Annotated in this window: 14 protein-coding genes and 1 tRNA gene; 2 read left to right on the plus strand and 13 right to left on the minus strand. The window is 57.1% G+C overall.

Translation table 11 applies throughout. From position 1 onward, the window contains the following. Positions 1–20: 20 nt before the first annotated feature. Both HMPREF9081_RS10370 and HMPREF9081_RS10375 read right to left on the minus strand, forming a co-directional pair. Complete coding sequence (locus HMPREF9081_RS10370; protein WP_006307241.1) at positions 21–1,355, minus strand: NCS2 family permease; 1,335 nt, start codon at positions 1,353–1,355, stop codon at positions 21–23. 68 nt (positions 1,356–1,423) lie between these two features. Beyond that, positions 1,424–1,514: transfer RNA gene (locus HMPREF9081_RS10375), tRNA-Ser, on the minus strand. Between the two features lie 286 nt (positions 1,515–1,800). On the opposite strand from HMPREF9081_RS10375, the gene HMPREF9081_RS10380 reads away from it, so the two are divergent. Continuing rightward, on the plus strand, positions 1,801–2,691 hold the full coding sequence (locus tag HMPREF9081_RS10380; RefSeq protein WP_006307242.1) for a LysR family transcriptional regulator: 891 nt from the start codon (positions 1,801–1,803) through the stop codon (positions 2,689–2,691). A gap of 51 nt (positions 2,692–2,742) precedes the next feature. Here HMPREF9081_RS10380 and HMPREF9081_RS10385 read toward each other — a convergent pair whose 3' ends face one another. The 9 genes from HMPREF9081_RS10385 to HMPREF9081_RS10420 form a co-directional block, all read right to left on the minus strand. After that, positions 2,743–3,156 carry a hypothetical protein gene (locus HMPREF9081_RS10385; RefSeq protein ID WP_245529886.1) on the minus strand — a complete coding sequence of 138 codons (414 nt, stop codon included), beginning with the start codon at positions 3,154–3,156 and terminating at the stop codon, positions 2,743–2,745. Positions 3,157–3,294: 138 nt separating this feature from the next. After that, positions 3,295–3,834: a flagellar hook assembly protein FlgD gene (locus HMPREF9081_RS10390; protein WP_006307244.1), complete on the minus strand. Its 540-nt coding sequence runs from the start codon at positions 3,832–3,834 to the stop codon at positions 3,295–3,297. 22 nt (positions 3,835–3,856) lie between these two features. Next, the gene (locus HMPREF9081_RS10395) at positions 3,857–5,560 is read right to left on the minus strand and encodes a flagellar hook-length control protein FliK (RefSeq protein ID WP_006307245.1); all 1,704 of its coding nucleotides are present in this window, start codon (positions 5,558–5,560) and stop codon (positions 3,857–3,859) included. Between the two features lie 41 nt (positions 5,561–5,601). Then, positions 5,602–6,990: a DNA repair protein RadA gene (gene radA / locus HMPREF9081_RS10400; RefSeq protein ID WP_006307246.1), complete on the minus strand. Its 1,389-nt coding sequence runs from the start codon at positions 6,988–6,990 to the stop codon at positions 5,602–5,604. A 28-nt stretch (positions 6,991–7,018) separates the two neighbouring features. Then, a complete protein-coding gene (locus tag HMPREF9081_RS14140) occupies positions 7,019–7,168 on the minus strand; it encodes a hypothetical protein (RefSeq protein ID WP_006307247.1) in 150 nt (49 codons plus the stop codon). Beyond that, positions 7,158–9,668 (minus strand): ATP-dependent Clp protease ATP-binding subunit, encoded by a 2,511-nt coding sequence (locus tag HMPREF9081_RS10405; RefSeq protein ID WP_040395054.1) that lies wholly within the window; start codon positions 9,666–9,668, stop codon positions 7,158–7,160. The genes HMPREF9081_RS14140 and HMPREF9081_RS10405 overlap by 11 nt, the downstream gene beginning before the upstream one ends. Before the next feature lie 13 nt (positions 9,669–9,681). Then, positions 9,682–10,752, minus strand: a complete 1,071-nt coding sequence (locus HMPREF9081_RS10410; RefSeq protein ID WP_006307250.1) for an ATP--guanido phosphotransferase — start codon at positions 10,750–10,752, stop codon at positions 9,682–9,684. Beyond that, positions 10,742–11,272 (minus strand): UvrB/UvrC motif-containing protein, encoded by a 531-nt coding sequence (locus tag HMPREF9081_RS10415; RefSeq protein ID WP_006307262.1) that lies wholly within the window; start codon positions 11,270–11,272, stop codon positions 10,742–10,744. The genes HMPREF9081_RS10410 and HMPREF9081_RS10415 overlap by 11 nt, the downstream gene beginning before the upstream one ends. Positions 11,273–11,330: 58 nt before the next feature. Then, entirely contained in the window at positions 11,331–11,783 is a 453-nt protein-coding gene (locus HMPREF9081_RS10420; protein WP_006307263.1) for a CtsR family transcriptional regulator, read from the minus strand. A gap of 337 nt (positions 11,784–12,120) precedes the next feature. Here HMPREF9081_RS10420 and HMPREF9081_RS10425 point away from each other — a divergent pair, with 337 nt between their 5' ends. Next, positions 12,121–12,321 (plus strand): hypothetical protein, encoded by a 201-nt coding sequence (locus HMPREF9081_RS10425; protein WP_040395058.1) that lies wholly within the window; start codon positions 12,121–12,123, stop codon positions 12,319–12,321. Positions 12,322–12,379: 58 nt separating this feature from the next. Here HMPREF9081_RS10425 and HMPREF9081_RS10430 read toward each other — a convergent pair whose 3' ends face one another. Both HMPREF9081_RS10430 and HMPREF9081_RS10435 read right to left on the minus strand, forming a co-directional pair. Beyond that, positions 12,380–13,834 carry a sucrose-6-phosphate hydrolase gene (locus tag HMPREF9081_RS10430; protein WP_040395061.1) on the minus strand — a complete coding sequence of 485 codons (1,455 nt, stop codon included), beginning with the start codon at positions 13,832–13,834 and terminating at the stop codon, positions 12,380–12,382. Between the two features lie 5 nt (positions 13,835–13,839). Then, positions 13,840–15,705, minus strand: coding sequence for a glucose PTS transporter subunit IIA (locus HMPREF9081_RS10435; RefSeq protein WP_006307266.1), 1,866 nt, complete (start codon positions 15,703–15,705; stop codon positions 13,840–13,842). Positions 15,706–15,895 lie beyond the last annotated feature (190 nt).

The raw sequence follows: 15,895 nt of genomic DNA on the forward strand, positions 1-15,895 counted from the left end.
GCAACTCCCTTCCCTACAGTTTACGAACGCAGTGCCAGATTGATCAGGAATGCGATCGACACGAGATACATAATCCAGCTGATCTTCTTATACTGTCCCGCAAAGAGTTTCATCACCGTATAGCTGATGAAGCCAAACGCGAAACCGTTTGCAATACTCGATGTGAGCGGCATCATGATGATCGTGAGGAATGCCGGCAGCGCATTCGTAAAATCGGAGAAGTCGATCTTGCCGACCTCGGACATGAGCAGCGCGCCGACGAGAATCAGCGCGGGTGCCGTAGCGAACGCGGGCACGAGTCCGATCAGCGGCGTAAAGAGCAACGCCGTGAGGAAGAGCATACCCGCCGCGACCGCCGTGAGCCCCGTACGTCCACCGGAAGCAATGCCCGCCGCACTCTCGATGTAAGACGTGACCGTCGACGTGCCGAAGACCGCAGACACCATCGTGCCGACCGCATCCGTCGTCAGCGCCTTGTCGATGTTCTCAATATGCCCATCGGGCTTCACCATCTTTGCCTTTGTCGTGAGGCCGATCAGGGTTCCCATGTTATCAAAGAGCTCGACGACCGTAAACGTAAAGATGATGGAGACAAGACCGTAGTTCCACGCCCCCGCAAGATCCAGCTGACCGAACGTCGCGCCCATATGCGGGAGTGAGGTGCTGATAATATCGCCGAATCCCTGCGGTGCAGGCGTCATGCCGAACGCCATCGCGAGAATCGTGGTGACGAAGATGCCGATCAGGATCGAACCGTGCACATTGCGCGCCATCAGTGCCGCCGTAAAGAGCAGCCCGAAGAGCGAGAGCAGCGTCGTCGGCGCGGTCACATGACCGAGCGCGACGTACGTCGCGGAGTTCTCGACGATCAGCCCCGTTCCTTTGAGACCGATGAATGCGATAAAGAGTCCAATGCCGACGCTGATCGCAAGCTTCAGATCGCGCGGCACAGCGTTGATGATCGCCTGCCGAATGCCGCCGACCGTCAGGATGAGGAAGAGCACGCCCGAGAAGAACACCGCACCAAGCGCAACCGTCCAGTGCAGTCCCAGCACGCCGCAAACGTAGTAGGCAAAGAACGCATTGAGACCCATGCCGGGCGCGAGCGCGACCGGATAGTTCGCAAAGACGCCCATCGCGAGTGATGCGAGCGCTGCAATCCAGATCGTCGAGGCAATCGCCGCGTCCTTCGGAATCCCCGCATCCGCAAGGATGTTCGGATTGACAAAGAGGATGTACGCCATCGCGATGAATGTCGTCAGCCCCGCGAGCAGTTCCGTGCGGACGGACGAGCCCTTTTCCCGCACCTTGAAATACCGCTCAACGAACGACGGCGGCGTTCCCTGCATCTCCATAGAAGCATCTCCTTATCGGCATCATCATTCCAACAACAAAAAAACCCGACGCAGGCCAGGTATAAAAATGGCGGAGTGGGAGAGATTCGAACTCTCGCAGCGGTTACCCACTCTAACGATTTAGCAAACCGTCCTCTTCAGCCTCTTGAGTACCACTCCATATTCACTTTTCGCTTTATCTGCGACACGGGATATATTAACAGAACATATGAAGGTTGTCAAGAAAAAAATGAAAAACCCCCGCAAGAACACCACTTCTTACGAGAGGCTTCATCTTTTGTGATACCTGTTTCGGCTCACGATTGCCTGTACATAGTATAACACAATGCATCTAGAATTTCAGGATCCACAGTAAAAATATGAAAAATCCGTATAAAAATACGTTATCTACATTGTATATATATTTTTTCCAAGATATAATAGATATACACGAAAGGAATACTTTATGGAACTTGCACAATTAAAATACTTTCAAGTAATGGCGAATATACGTCACTTTACACGCGCGGCGCGCATGCTCGATGTAACGCAGCCCGCGCTCAGCCGCTCAATGGCAAAGCTCGAAAAGGATCTCGATGTTCCCCTCTTCAAACGAAGTGAGGGCGAGATCGAACTGACGCCGGAGGGCGAGCGCCTGCTGCGCCGTGTGGATCGGATCCTGCGCGAGGTCGACAGCGCCCGCGAGGAGGCGAGCAATGCACATGCGGAGGTGTCAAAAGAATTCCGCCTCTCCTTCATCCATTCACTTGGCAGCTATGCTCTGCCGCACATTCTGCAGGACTTTCGTGCGCTCTATCCCGACATCCGCATTCAGCTCAACCAGCAGGACTCGGCAGCACTTGCACTGCAGGTTGCTGCGGGTGAAACGGATCTCTGCCTCTGCTCTACGATCCCGACGACGGAGTACAGCGCGTGGGTCTATCTTTGGTCGGAGGAGCTCTTCGTCACCGTACCGCTCGGACATCGGTTTGCGGAGCGGGAGAAAATCAATCTGCAGGAGCTTGAGGATGAACCGCTGGTCGCGATGAAGAGCAGCTACAGTCTGCGCATTCTCGTCGATCAGTTCTTTGATCTTGCAGGAATCCATCCCGAGATCACGTTCGAGGGGGACGACGTGTCGACGATCTCGGGGCTTGTCGCGGCAGGGCTTGGCGTCAGTCTGCTGCCGAAGCTCGCAGGCGTCGAACATCCGGAGCTGCGCTATATCCCTGTTTCATTCCCGATCTGCAAGCGTGCGGTCGGCATCGCATGGAACACACAGCGGCAGCTCCCCCCTGCCGCCATCTGTTTCCAACAGTTCCTGATCCGCCGCTTTGACAATACGATGAAAAAATGATCAAAAAAGCCCCCGTGAAGATTCAGCACGTTGAATCTTCACGGGGGTTTTTTACGCTTGAATGTCTATGTTCTTTCCGAGATTCTGTACCGGATGACTGGTCGCATATGCCTGTTTGACCTGCTGCATGATCTCATGCGTCACCTGTCCGCCGATCTGCTGTGCCTCACGGTTCGAGCGCTGGAACACGCTTGTTCCAAGACGCTTCGGATCCATGTTCTCTGTGGATTTCTGCGTGGCACGGGATGCGCTCTGCGCCCCGTCCTGAACGACACGGTTTTGCGTCTGATGAAACGGTCCCTTTCCGATCTTCGTTCCTGTGCCGAAGTTCGAGCCGCCCGTAACGGCTGCGACCTCCTCCATCTTCGCATGCGTCACCTGTCTGCCGATGCGCTGTGCCTCACGGTTCGAGCGTTGGAACACGCTTGTGCCGAAGCCACCACTTCTGAGTGCCGGTATTGCCATAATGGTTCCCTCCATTTCATAATTACCCCATTCTCCTTTGGGATATTGCATTTATATTATAATGGATGAAGAAACTTTGTGCAAGTATAAAATACCGCCGAAGGAATTCTTCGGCGGCATCTCATATGATTCGTTTGTTTAGGATCCTGCCTTGAGACGACCAACGCGCACAATCTCGGATACCTGAACCTGATACGGCTTGCCGTTCACATCCGCGATCACACTCGGCTGACCGTCGGTGATGCTGACACCGATGATCTTGCCCTCGTAGCTCTGCGTCTTGACCTTTCCGTCACTGTCCTTCACAGGCTTTCCGTCTTCGCCCTTGACCACGGTATTCCACTGGACAGGCTGTCCGATCATACCGCTCAGCTGTCCGATGAGAACGGAGGAGTTGATGTTGTCAACGATCTTCGATACATTCTCAAGCCCCTTGGAAACGTTCGTCATCTGCTCAAGTGCAGAGAACTGTGCAAGCTGCGAGAGATACTCGCTGTTGTCCTGCGGATCGAGCGGATCCTGATACTTCATCTGCGTGACGAGCAGCTTGAGAAACGCGTCCTTACCAAGCGCGTCATTCTTCTTGTCTTTTGCCTTTGCCTGATTCTGTGCTGCCTCATAGTCCGACAGCTTCTGCACGACGCCGCCGACGTTGATTGTATTCAGTGGATTTGCCACGATAGTTCCTCCTCAATGCGCTCTATACGCGATAGTCTACGCCTTCCGCACCAACACTGCCGCCGGTTTCCTCCGCCGCAATCGGCGCAAGCCCATCGATCTCATCGAGATAGTCGTCGGCGTCGCCGCGTGCATAGACCTGCTGCGCTCCATTGTGCTGACCGCTGCTCTGCTGCCACGCTTCCTGCCCCTGACTCTGCGGCATCTGCCCGTCCGCGAGCCCCGCATAGACGCCGACGCGGTCGATCTTGATCCCCTGATTGTTCAGTTCCTGTCGGAGCTGGACGAGGGAGTTTTCGATTACATTGCGCACATGGGCATTATCGCTGTGGAATGATGCCTGCACGGCACCATCTGCACCAACTGCAACGCGCAGGGTAAGCTCACCGAGATGTTCGGGACGCAGACGGATGACCATCTGTGTATCGGTAAGTGTGCGCAGGAGTCTTGCCTGCTCCACAATCTGACGCGGGATCTCATAGTCGGGCTGCGGACGCTGTGCTTCGTGTGTTGGTTCAGGAGTAACGACCTCCTGTGCGGGAGCCATGCTTGTCTGTGCCGCAATCGGCTGTGCCGGCTGCGGTGTGGTTTCCGCCCCCCGCGTAGGAACCTCAAAGGGCAACGTCGTCGTCATGCGAGCAGTTTGCTGTCCGCTCTGCATGGGCTGCTCTTCCTGTCCCGCTGCATCACCCTGCGAAGCATCATGGCGCATCGTGCGCTGAGCCAGTACGGTAAGCGGGTTCGCTGCCTCGGCACCATCTTCAACGATCAGATTTTCACCGACAAGCTGCGCCCCAGACTTTCCTTGCGCCGAAGACAAGGGCTCTGCCTGTGCGCGCAGGATCGGAGCCGCGACATTCTCCATTGCTGTCTGTGCTCCTGCCGCCGTATTCACAAGGGCAGCTGTCTCCACTGTTCCTGCCGAAGTTTGTCCGCGAAGCATTGCCGTAGCATTCATGACAGGCGTCTGTTCACTCGTCAAAGGAGCATCCGGATTCAATGCCGTGCTCTGTTGAGAGGACAACGCAGTCAAGCGCAGGACCTGCGGTACCGCCCCAAGATCCTGCGGCATTCGTGTGCTCTGTACTGCCGCACTCGGATTTGCGGCTGCCCCCTCCTCGGTAAGCGCAAGAAAGACGTTACCGTTCTCCTCTTCCGTAAGGGGCTGCCCGGCAAGCGCAAGGAGGAAATTACGGCTCTTAATGCCCTCCTCCGGCAGCTGCTGCAGGAGGCTGCGCACTGCACTCTGCAGCTTTGTGTCACCGAGCTGATCTGCCGTCAACTCATAGCGCTGAAGGATCTCCATGAGCGCAGAGTCCAGTCCCTCGTTGACATCGGAATCCACAGGCGCCGCATCTGTATTCACCACTGCCGCGACTGCTGCGGCAACACTTGAAGCTACGCTGTCATCTGTGGATGATATTTTCTTCTCCGCGCCTGTCTTCGGTCCCTTCGCTGTCACATCCTGTGTGTCCTGCGACAGCGCATTGCTCTCCACCTGCGGCACCTTCGTCTGTGTCGTGCTTGTGGGTGCTTTGCGCGTCTGTGTCTTTGCCGCTCCTGCATCCATTCCCTTTTGCAGTGCGCCAAACGTATCGCTGAACGAATTCTTCCCTGAGGTTGCCTGCGCACGATTCCCTGCAGATCCGGTGCGTCCCTTCGGCGCTCCTGTCCCCGCAGAGATCCCATCTGCTGTCGATACAGCCATGAGATTATTTGCATTCATCTACACATCACCTCTTCTACTTGTTTATCGAAAGGAATTCGTCATTTCTTAAATGTTTTTTCCCTGGGCATGGCGCATTTCAGCGCGTCACTGATGGTCTCCGCACCGAAGAGTTCCATGTCCGTGAATTTCCCTTCGAGCTGCCGATAGTTCTTCATGGGAAGGAGCGCCGCTTTGAAGCCAAGCCGCCGTGCCTCGGCGACGCGCAGTTCTGCCTGTGAGACGGCACGCACCTCGCCCGAGAGTCCGACCTCGCCGCAGACAACCATGTGCGGGCGCGGCAGGCGATTCGCGAAGCTGGATGCCATCGCAACGCTGAGCGCAAGATCGGCGGCGGGTTCGTCGAGGCGGATGCCGCCCGCAACCTTGACATAGACGTCGGCGGCACCGATCGGCAGCTTCACACGCTTTTCGAGCACGGCGAGGAGGAGCTGGATGCGCTTCACATCCACGGAGTCTGCCGTCCTTCGCGGCGGCTGATACGGGGTTGGCGCGACGAGCGCCTGCACCTCGACGAGCAGCGGACGCGTCCCCTCAACGGTCGGCACGATGATGGAACCGCTCTCCATCGCACGCTCCGAGAGGAAGAGTTTTGACGCATCGGGCACGTCGACGAGCCCGACATCGCGCATCTCGAAGAGACCGAGCTCGTTCGTACTGCCGAAGCGATTCTTCACGGCACGCAGCACGCGGTACTCTGCGTTGCGTTCCCCCTCGAAGTAGAGCACGGTGTCGACAATGTGCTCGAGGACGCGCGGCCCTGCGAGGCTCCCCTCCTTCGTCACATGTCCGATGACAAAGACCGCGATCCCCGCCGTTTTTGCGACGCGCATGAGCTCCATCGCGCACTCACGCACCTGTGAGACACTGCCCGGTGCACTCTCGATGTCGGGGCGATACATGGTCTGGATGGAGTCGATGATGAAGAGCGCAGGTCTCTCACGTTCCACATGAGCGCAGATCGTGTCGAGATTTGTCTCACTGACGACAAGCAGATCGTCCGCGATTGCCTGCAGGCGATCTGCGCGCATGCGAATCTGTCGCGCACTCTCCTCGCCTGTCACATAGAGGACGCGGTGACCCGCGCGCGCAATATCCGCCGAGACACGCAGCGTGAGACTCGACTTGCCGACACCCGGATCGCCGACGATGAGCACCATCGATCCGGGGATGACGCCGCCGCCGAGCACGCGGTCGAGCTCGCCCGAGCCGGTGGAAAAGCGCGGCAGATCCTCCACGGCAATCTCAGCGATGGGCTGCGGACGCTCCGCATTCCCCGCACCGACACCTCTGCGCTCCGCTGCAGGAGGAGCTACAATCTCCTCCACCATCGTATTCCACGCGCCGCAGCCGGGGCATTTCCCCATCCACTTCACGGTGTCATAGCCGCAGTTTTGGCAGACGTACGCGGTCTTTTTCTTCTTTGCCATAAAATCCCCAAATAAAAGGGACTGTCTGTTACAGTCCCTTCCGTTTCCAATTTGTCAGCGCCCGCACAAGAGCACGCACGAGCCAGTAGAGCGACCATCCCAGATTGAGGAGAAAGTCTCCCGCGCGCGCGCCTGGTTCCTTTGGAGCCAGCACATTACGCCGCGCATCAAACCTCATGATAGGATGCCTGCTTCTCGCTTTTGTCACGCTTGTTTCGGCTCGTGTCTTTCTTTACGAAATCCAGCCCGTCACCCGCCTTGCGCACGGAGATGACATCCCCCGCCGTAAAGTCGCGTGCAAGGATGCGCTCGGCGAGTTCATCCTCGATGTTCTTCTGGATGGCACGACGCAGAGGTCTTGCTCCGAATTTGACATCCGTCCCCTTTGAAATGAGCACGCGTTTCGCTGAGGGGCTAATCTCGATGTTAAGCTCCTGCTCGGCAAGGCGCGCCTTCACATCGCGCAGGAGGATATCCACGATCTTCGTGAGCTCCGGCTCGCCGAGCGCGTTGAAGACGATCATATCATCCACACGGTTCAAGAACTCGGGGCGGAAAATCTTCCGCACCTCCTCTATGACGCGCTTCTTTGCACGCTCCTCATCCGTGCCCTTCGCCTGCTGCCCGATGGAAAATCCGATCGAGCCGGTCGTCGAGCGCAGATGGTTCGCGCCCGCATTCGATGTCATGATGATGATCGTGTTGCGGAAATCCGTGACCAAGCCCTGCCCATCCGTAAGCCGTCCGTCCTCAAGCACTTGCAGGAGCATGTGGAATACATCGGGATGTGCCTTCTCCACCTCGTCAAACAGGATGATGGAGAACGGTTTCTTGCGCACGGCATCCGTGAGCTGACCGCCCTCCTCATAGCCAACATACCCCGGAGGCGCTCCGATGAGACGTGACGTCGTATGCTTCTCCATGTACTCGGACATATCGAAGCGGATGATCGCCTCCTCCGTGCCGAACACAGACTCGGCAAGAGCGCGTGCAAGTTCCGTCTTGCCGACGCCTGTCGATCCGAGGAAGAGGAAGGAGCCGATCGGACGGCGCGGATCCTTAACCCCCGCACGGGCACGCCGCACCGCCTTGGAGACCGCGCGCACCGCCTCATCCTGACCGATGACACGACGGCTGATGTGCTTTTCGAGAGCGAGCAGACGGTCAGACTCCTTCGTCGCAATGCGCTGTACGGGAATTCCCGTCCACTGCGCTACAACATCCGCAATATCGTCCTCCGTGACGACAATCTCCGCGCGCTGATCTCTGCCGTGACGCGCCGCGTCGAGTTGGGCACGCAGTTCCTGCTCGCGGTCACGCAGCCGCGCCGCCGCCTCATAGTCCTGACCGCTGATCGCTGCATCCTTTTGCTTTACAATCTCGGCAATTTCTGTACGCAGACCCGTGATCTGGTCGGTGTCGCCGATATTCTTCATGCGCACACGAGATGCTGCCTCATCCATCAGGTCGATTGCCTTGTCCGGCAGACAGCGATCCGTGATGTAGCGCTTCGAGAGGCGCACCGCCGCGCGAACGGCGGCATCCTCAATGCGCGCACGGTGGAACTCCTCGTATTTACCGCGCAGCCCGCGAAGAATCTTCTCTGCATCCTCCTCGCTCGGCTCTTCCACCATGACGGTCTGGAAGCGGCGCGCGAGGGCGCTGTCCTTGGCGAAGTACTTCTTGTACTCGCTGAGTGTCGTCGCGCCGATGATCTGCATCTCCCCGCGTGCAAGGGCGGGTTTCAGAATATTCGCGGCATCGAGTGAGCCTTCCGCACCACCGGCGCGGATGAGTGTATGGATCTCGTCGATGAAGAGGATGATATTCTTCGCTTTGATGATATCATCCACAACGTTCTTGAGACGCTCTTCGAATTCTCCGCGGTACTTCGTTCCCGCGACGAGCGCCGTCATGGAAAGCGTGACGACACGCTTGTCTTCGAGCAGGAACGGCACCTCGCCGTCCGCGATGCGTTGGGCAAGGCCCTCAGCAATGGCGGTCTTGCCAACGCCTGCCTCACCGAGGAGGATGGGATTGTTCTTCGTGCGCCGCGCGAGAATCTGGATGACGCGGTCGATCTCCGAACTGCGGCCGATGACGGGATCAAGCCCTCCGCTGCGGGCAACTCCGATCAGATCGCGCCCGAATTTTTTGAGTGAGGCGGGAAGCCCCTTGCCCTTGGCATCCCCCTTGGCGGGCTTCCTGCGCGGAGATTTCTCCTTGGACTCCTCCGCATTGCTCATGCGCTCGAGAACCTCGCTCTGCAGTTCCTCGATGTCGACATCCATGTCTTCGATCGTATGGACTGCCGTGCCATCCGACTCCGTGAGCAGACTGAGCAGAATATGCTCGGTCGTCACAAAGGAACGTTCCTCGCGTGCAGTATCAATCGCCCCCTGCATGACACGCTGGGCACGGCGCGTATAGTACGGGACATCCTCGGCTGGGTGCAGGACATCCTGAAACCCGTCCGAGCTGCGGATCACCTGCTCCGCACTGTCATAGTCCACGCCGAATTTATCGAGCACCTCCGCTGCGATTGTGTCACGCATATGTAATATTCCCAGCAAAAGCTGACCGGTTCCGATGTACCCCTTGCCGCGCCGCTGCGCGATATACTGTGAAAACTCTACGGCTTTGATCGCCGCCTGTGTAAAAAATTGACGGTAGTTCAAGCTGTCCCCCTCCTCATCCCTGCGTTCGATATTTTTGTAAGATCGCGCGCACACGCGAGGCGCGTATGGCGCTGATTTCCCCCGTGGATAAATTTTCGTTTTCTGCCATGTACCGAAGATGACCATCGCGTGCTGCAACGATGATCTCGGCGTAGCAGTCCGGCATTACCTCTGTGATGATCCCCCGGTCGATGCCGTAGCGTACGCGCGAAACAAGAGCAAAGAGCTCCTGCTCCGTCAGTGACCTCGCATAGGATAGAATGCCAAACGAGCGCCACACGCCATCGTCGATGCCGTCCTTCCCGAAGTAGGAAAGTGCCTTGCGGGCGCGCCGCTCGTGTGCGACGATCTCCCCCACAGTGGTCTGCAGATTCTCGATCATCTCCGCCTCGGAATAACCGAGCGTGAGCTGATTGGAAACCTTGTAGAGATGTGCGCCCTCGCCAATCCCCTCAAGCGGGTGCACTCCCAGTCCCAACTGCGGCGATGTGTTGACAATGTTCTCGATGTTGCGCGTATAGACGAGCCCCGGCAGATGGAGGATGACAGAGGCGCGCAGACCCGTTCCAAGATTCGTCGGATATGCCGTCAGATACCCCATGGTCTCGTCAAAGGCAAGATCCAGACGCTCCTCGATGTAGTCATCCACACGTGACGCCGTTTCGAAAGCCTCGGTGAGCGAAAGTCCCGGCGTCATCGACTGGATGTGCAGATGATCGTCCTCGTTGACGAGGATGCTGATGCGCGTGTCCGCACTGATGTATGCCATCCGATACGGAAGTGCCTCGGCAAATTTTTCGCTGATGAGTCGTTTTTCAATCAGCACCTCACGCTGGAGCGCACTCAGCTGATCCATCGCAATGCGGTCAAACGGCTGTCCGAGCTCGGTATCCATGTCTGCAAGAGCAGCATCCAACGTCTGTTGAATCTCTGCCAACTGACCGAGATCAGCGCGTCCCGGAAACGGCAGCCCCACCAGATTGCGTGCGAGACGCACACGGCTCGAGAGCACTACATCGCTGTCCGCGCCCTGCGTACCGAACCACGAAAGGCACCCGCTCCGCAGGAGCTCGTCAACTGCCATAGGACTGTGCCTCCATCTGACGTTCCAGACCGCGAATGCGATCGCGGTACTCCGCCGCCTTCTCATACTCCTCGCGCGCCACCGCCTCCTTTAGACGGGCGCGCAGCTGCTCCACCTCCTGGCGCAGCATGATGGAACTCCCCGAACGGCGCGGAATCTTACCGCGATGAACACTCGAGCCGTGAATGCGCCGCAGAAGCGGCGTGAGCTCATGGTGGAACGTCTCATAGCAGACGGAGCAGCCGATCTGCCCCGTCTGCGGAAAATCCTGAAATCTCATGCCACAGTTCGGGCATGTGATGTGCGGTGCATCCTCTTCAGCGGAACTCTCCTGCTGATTGCTGCCGAAGATCCCCTTGAGGAAGTCCTCTGCCGACACATTTTCCTGCTGTGCACGGAGAATCGATGCCCCATAGCGCGCTGCACAGCTCATACATATATTCTTTTCACTCCGACCGCCGGGACCGATCTGCACAATGTGCACAATCGCGTCATTGCGGCCGCATTCCTCACAGATCATAGATATGCCTTTCCGTCCAGTCTCAAAATTTGACTCCGTTTTTATCTATATCGAACAACTATCGAAAATTCTCCAGTGTCAACATCATCGTCTTCAGCATCTGGACGCGCTCCTTGGCGGCGAGTGTCTCCGAGTGAAAGAGTCCCGTCACCATCTGCATGAGGAGCGCGGCCTCGCGTGTCTCCACCATCCCGTGCTGGGCAAGGTAGCGTACCATCGACTGCACCGTTTCCATGTCGGTGTCTTCGTTGAGCTTCGACAGCATATCCTGATAGACGAGATCCCGCAGCGGCACCTGCACAATGCGGATGAATCCGCCCAGCCCGCGCCGCGACTCAACAACGAATCCCTTATCCTGTGTAAAACGCGTGGAGAGCACATAGCTGATCTGCGACGGTGCGCATGAAATCTCATCCGCAATATCCGTCCGACGCAGCTCCACCTGACCATCCTGACGCGTGGCGAGCTGACGAAGGATGTAGGACTCGATCATATCGGCAATGTTGCTCATCGTATCACCTTCTCCGATAGTTCCTTAATTGTGCTTTTCCTTATTATATTTGATTTTTTGACTTTTGGCAAGTACCAATTACTAAGTCTGTCAGCATTGGCGTAGATTTTTTCGTCCGAACGAGGACGCAAACCGGACAGAGATAGGTGCTCTATGGAAGATCGAGGGTGAGGTGCGGGCAAAAAAGATGCGCCAAGATGGCAGTGCTGAATTTACCAGTGCTTCCCTAAGGCAACGGTTGTTCGGCTTCTCCGAAAAATCTGTAAAAGAACAGGACAGCGCGCAAAAAATATGCTATAATGATTCTATTGGTTATTGTGTTTAAGGAGGGCTTTTCATGGATTTTGAAGCATTGGTCAAGGCAAAATTTGATGAAGCATATGCAGCATCGGAGCATCCGAAAAAATTCTTCCTCACGGAGAACGGACGCGGCGTCGTCGATGGTGGTGAGATGTATAATGCGCTGCTCAAGGACGTGCTTGACGTTGTTCAGAGAGCCGTTGTCGGGATTCTGAAGGACAGTCATCATACACATTGAAAACCGGATACAACAAAGAGGGGCGACTGCAACCACACAGTCGCCCCTCTTTGTTGTATCAAATACTTTCGTAGTGGAACGACTCAAGCTCCCAGAGCACGCCCGAGATCTGCTGCATATCAACATCAGAGAAGACGCGCAACATGGGGCGAATGTTCTTCTCCGGGAAGATGGCGATGGTCGCCGCCTCCTCGCCGTGCTGGAAGAACACCTCCACCGCACCGTGATCGACATACATCCGCAGTGAGAGCGTCTGCTCGGCATAGAGTTTGAAGACACGCTTGCCCCGCCCTCCAAGCTTCATGCCCGTGCGGTCAATGGTCATGACCTGCGTGAGGCGATCATAACGAAAGACAAGTTTCTCAAGTCCAAAGACAAGCTCCACGGAAACGCTGTACGCTTCCCCCATCGTCAGATCGAGAATCATCTCTGTGAGATCGTAGAGTGTCGTGGAGAACTCGCTCTCTCCCTCCGCCTCGAGCGCACGCTCGGTCTCGCGATGGCGCAGTGCCTTAAGCTCGCGCACAGGCTCAGAGAAAATATGCCCCTGCCGAAGCGTCAACACGCGCGGCAGCGTCAGGCTGTGCATCCACCCCTCCTCACGCGTCGGGTACTCCTCCTCACGGTCGGGCATGCCCATCCATCCGATGAGAATGTGCCGTCCCTCGTGCGTTACGATCTGCGGCGCGTAGAAATCAAACCCGTGGTCGAGCTCCTTGAACCGTCCGTGCATGAGCATCTCCATCGCATCCATCGAGGCGTGCCCTGCGATGTAGCCCGCCTGATAGACATTCTGACGGTCATAGGCACGCGCCTCCACGCCCTGCGGGCAAAAGACGAGCACATCATAGTCGCCGAACGAGAGGAGATTTGGACACTCCCACATATAACCGAAGTCCTTCAGCTGTGTGCGGAGCTCCCCGAGACACTCCCAACGAATGGGCGCCTCCCGATAGACGAGCACACAGCCGCGCTTGTCCTCCGTCTGTGCGCCGATGACAAGATGACGTACGCCGCGCCAGTCAAAGAGATAAGGGTCGCGAAAATGTGCTGTAAAGCCTGCGGGCGGTCCGTCAATGATGATCTCTTCCTTCTTTACCGCGCCCGCAGCCTTCGTGTACGTACCAAAGCGCTGCACCGAGCTGCGGTTGCCCTCCTCGTCCTTTGCGTTGCAGGTGTAGAGGACGCGCAGATGCCCGTCCTCCTCCGTACCGCAACCGGAGTAACAGCCGTCCTTGTCGTGTTCATCCGTCGGCCAGAGCGCGAGCTGCGGAATCTGATAGGTACAGAAATCGCGTGTCTTCGTATGCGCCCACGATTTATTTTTGTGTGCACAGCCGAACGGATTCCACTGATAGAAGATGTGATACGCGCCGTTATGATAGGTCATACCGTTCGGGTCGTTGATGAGACCGAACGGCATCTCGAGATGAAAGCGGTTGTGCCAGCGATGCGTGAAGGGAAATCCCTCCGCAAGCCGCCGGTCAATCTCCCGCTTGTTGAAATTCTCCACAGTGCTCACTCCTCGGGACGGAAGAAGGTGAAGGTCAGACCGAACGCAACGCCGAAGCCGACGGCGTTGACGAGAATGTACTCGGCGAGGTGGTCAAGATAGAGCAGCGTACCGGGAAGCACCGTGATGCCCATACCCGTGCCCGCGAGATGCAGGAACCCCGCAATCGCTCCGGCACATGCACCGCCGACAAGCCCGTAGATGAACGGCTTCATAAAGCGCAGGTTGATACCGAAGATGGCAGGCTCCGTAATGCCGAGGAAGGCAGGCACTGCCGAGGAGATGTAGAGGGCACGCTTCTTTGCGTCATGCGTACGCGCAGCAACGGCAACTGCGGCGCCGCCCTGCGCGACGATAGCGCCCGTGATGATCGCGTTAAACGGATCGAGCCCCGTCGATGCGAGAAGCTGTACCTCAAGTGCGTTGAAGACGTGGTGAACGCCGAATACGACGATCACCTGATGCACGCCGCCGACGATGAGGCCGCCGATGCCGTACGGGAGTTCAAGGAACGTGCGCACTGCGCCGAAAATGCCGATCTCAAGCGTATGCATAATGGGGCCGATGATGAGCAGTCCGAGCAGCATCGAGACAAGCAGCGTCAAGAATGGCGTCACGATGAGGTCGATGATGTCGGGCACAAATGTCTTGAACCACTTTTGTAGGCGCGCAGCAAAGATGCCCAAGACGAGCGCGGGCAGGACGGATCCCTGATAACCGACGACCGGGATCGGAATGCCGAAGATATCCATTGTGATGGGTACGGCATCGCCCGCTGCAATCGCATACGCATTCGGCAGCTGCGGTGCAACGAGCATAAGACCGAGCACGATGCCGATGACGGGGGTGCCGCCAAAACGATTCATCGTTGACCAGCAGACAAGCGCGGGCAAGAATGCAAACGCCGTATCTGTGAGGATCTGGCTCATGCGAACGAGATTCTCGTTCATTTCAATGCCGAGGCTCTGCACCGCTCCGCGCAGCCCCATGAAGAGACCGGTCGCAACGAGCACAGGGATGATCGGCACAAAAACGTCGCCAAGCGTACGCGAGATCTTCTGCATCGGCGTCATCTGATCGTACGCCTCCTGCTTGCTGTTCACAGCACCCACGAGGTTGGTTCCCGCGACGAAGGCATCGAAGACCTTATCGACAAAACCCGTGCCGAGGATGATCTGATACTGGGCCGCGGCAAAGAACTGCCCTTTCACGCCGTCGATGTTCTCGATCGCCTTTTCATCGATGATCGACTTGTCATTCACGATGAGGCGCAGACGCGTTGCGCAGTGCTCGGCGCTGCGCACATTCCCTGCGCCGCCGACATACTTCCAGATCAACTTTGCGACGCGTTCCTCCTTCGGCAGATTCGGATCGATATCATCCTCTACTGTCGCCGGAGCGACTGCTTCCGCTTTTTCTTCTGCCGGATCGTCGCCGCCGGAGGAAATCTCCGCATCGTCCAGTGCAAGCGTGATCTTACCGTAGTCCGCCGCATTCGTCACGAGCACAGGCGTCGTTGTTTCATAGCCCTCTGCGCGGATGGCTTCGGGGTCGAACTCAAGCAGGAGCTGCCCACGCTTTACCGTATCCCCCTGCGCGACGTGCGCCGTGAAATGTTTTCCCTCAAGCTTCACGGTATCCACGCCGACATGGATGAGGATGTCCACGCCGTCTGCCGAATGAAGCCCAATCGCATGCTTCGAGCCAAAGAGTACCGTAACCTCGCCGTCCACCGGCGAAACGACACGCCCCTCCGGATCGGCAATCGCCGCGCCGCGTCCCATCGCACCACTCGCGAATGCCGGGTCCGTCACCTCTGATAGTGGGATCAGCCGCCCCTTGAGCGGGCTGTCAATACGAATATCCTGCATATCATGTCCCCCCTAGTAAAATTGCCGCAATGGAATCTCCCCATACCTCTTTCAGATTCCTTTCAGTGAAAGTGTACTAATTTCCTTTTCACTTGTCAATGCAGGAAGATGCGAAAAGATTTTACAATGAGAAGTGCTTGTGGTAGAATGATTTTAAGGAATCGTTTGGATTTTCGGATGTCCATCCGGG

The organism is Centipeda periodontii DSM 2778, assembly GCF_000213975.1.
GTDB classification, from domain to species: domain Bacteria; phylum Bacillota; class Negativicutes; order Selenomonadales; family Selenomonadaceae; genus Centipeda; species Centipeda periodontii.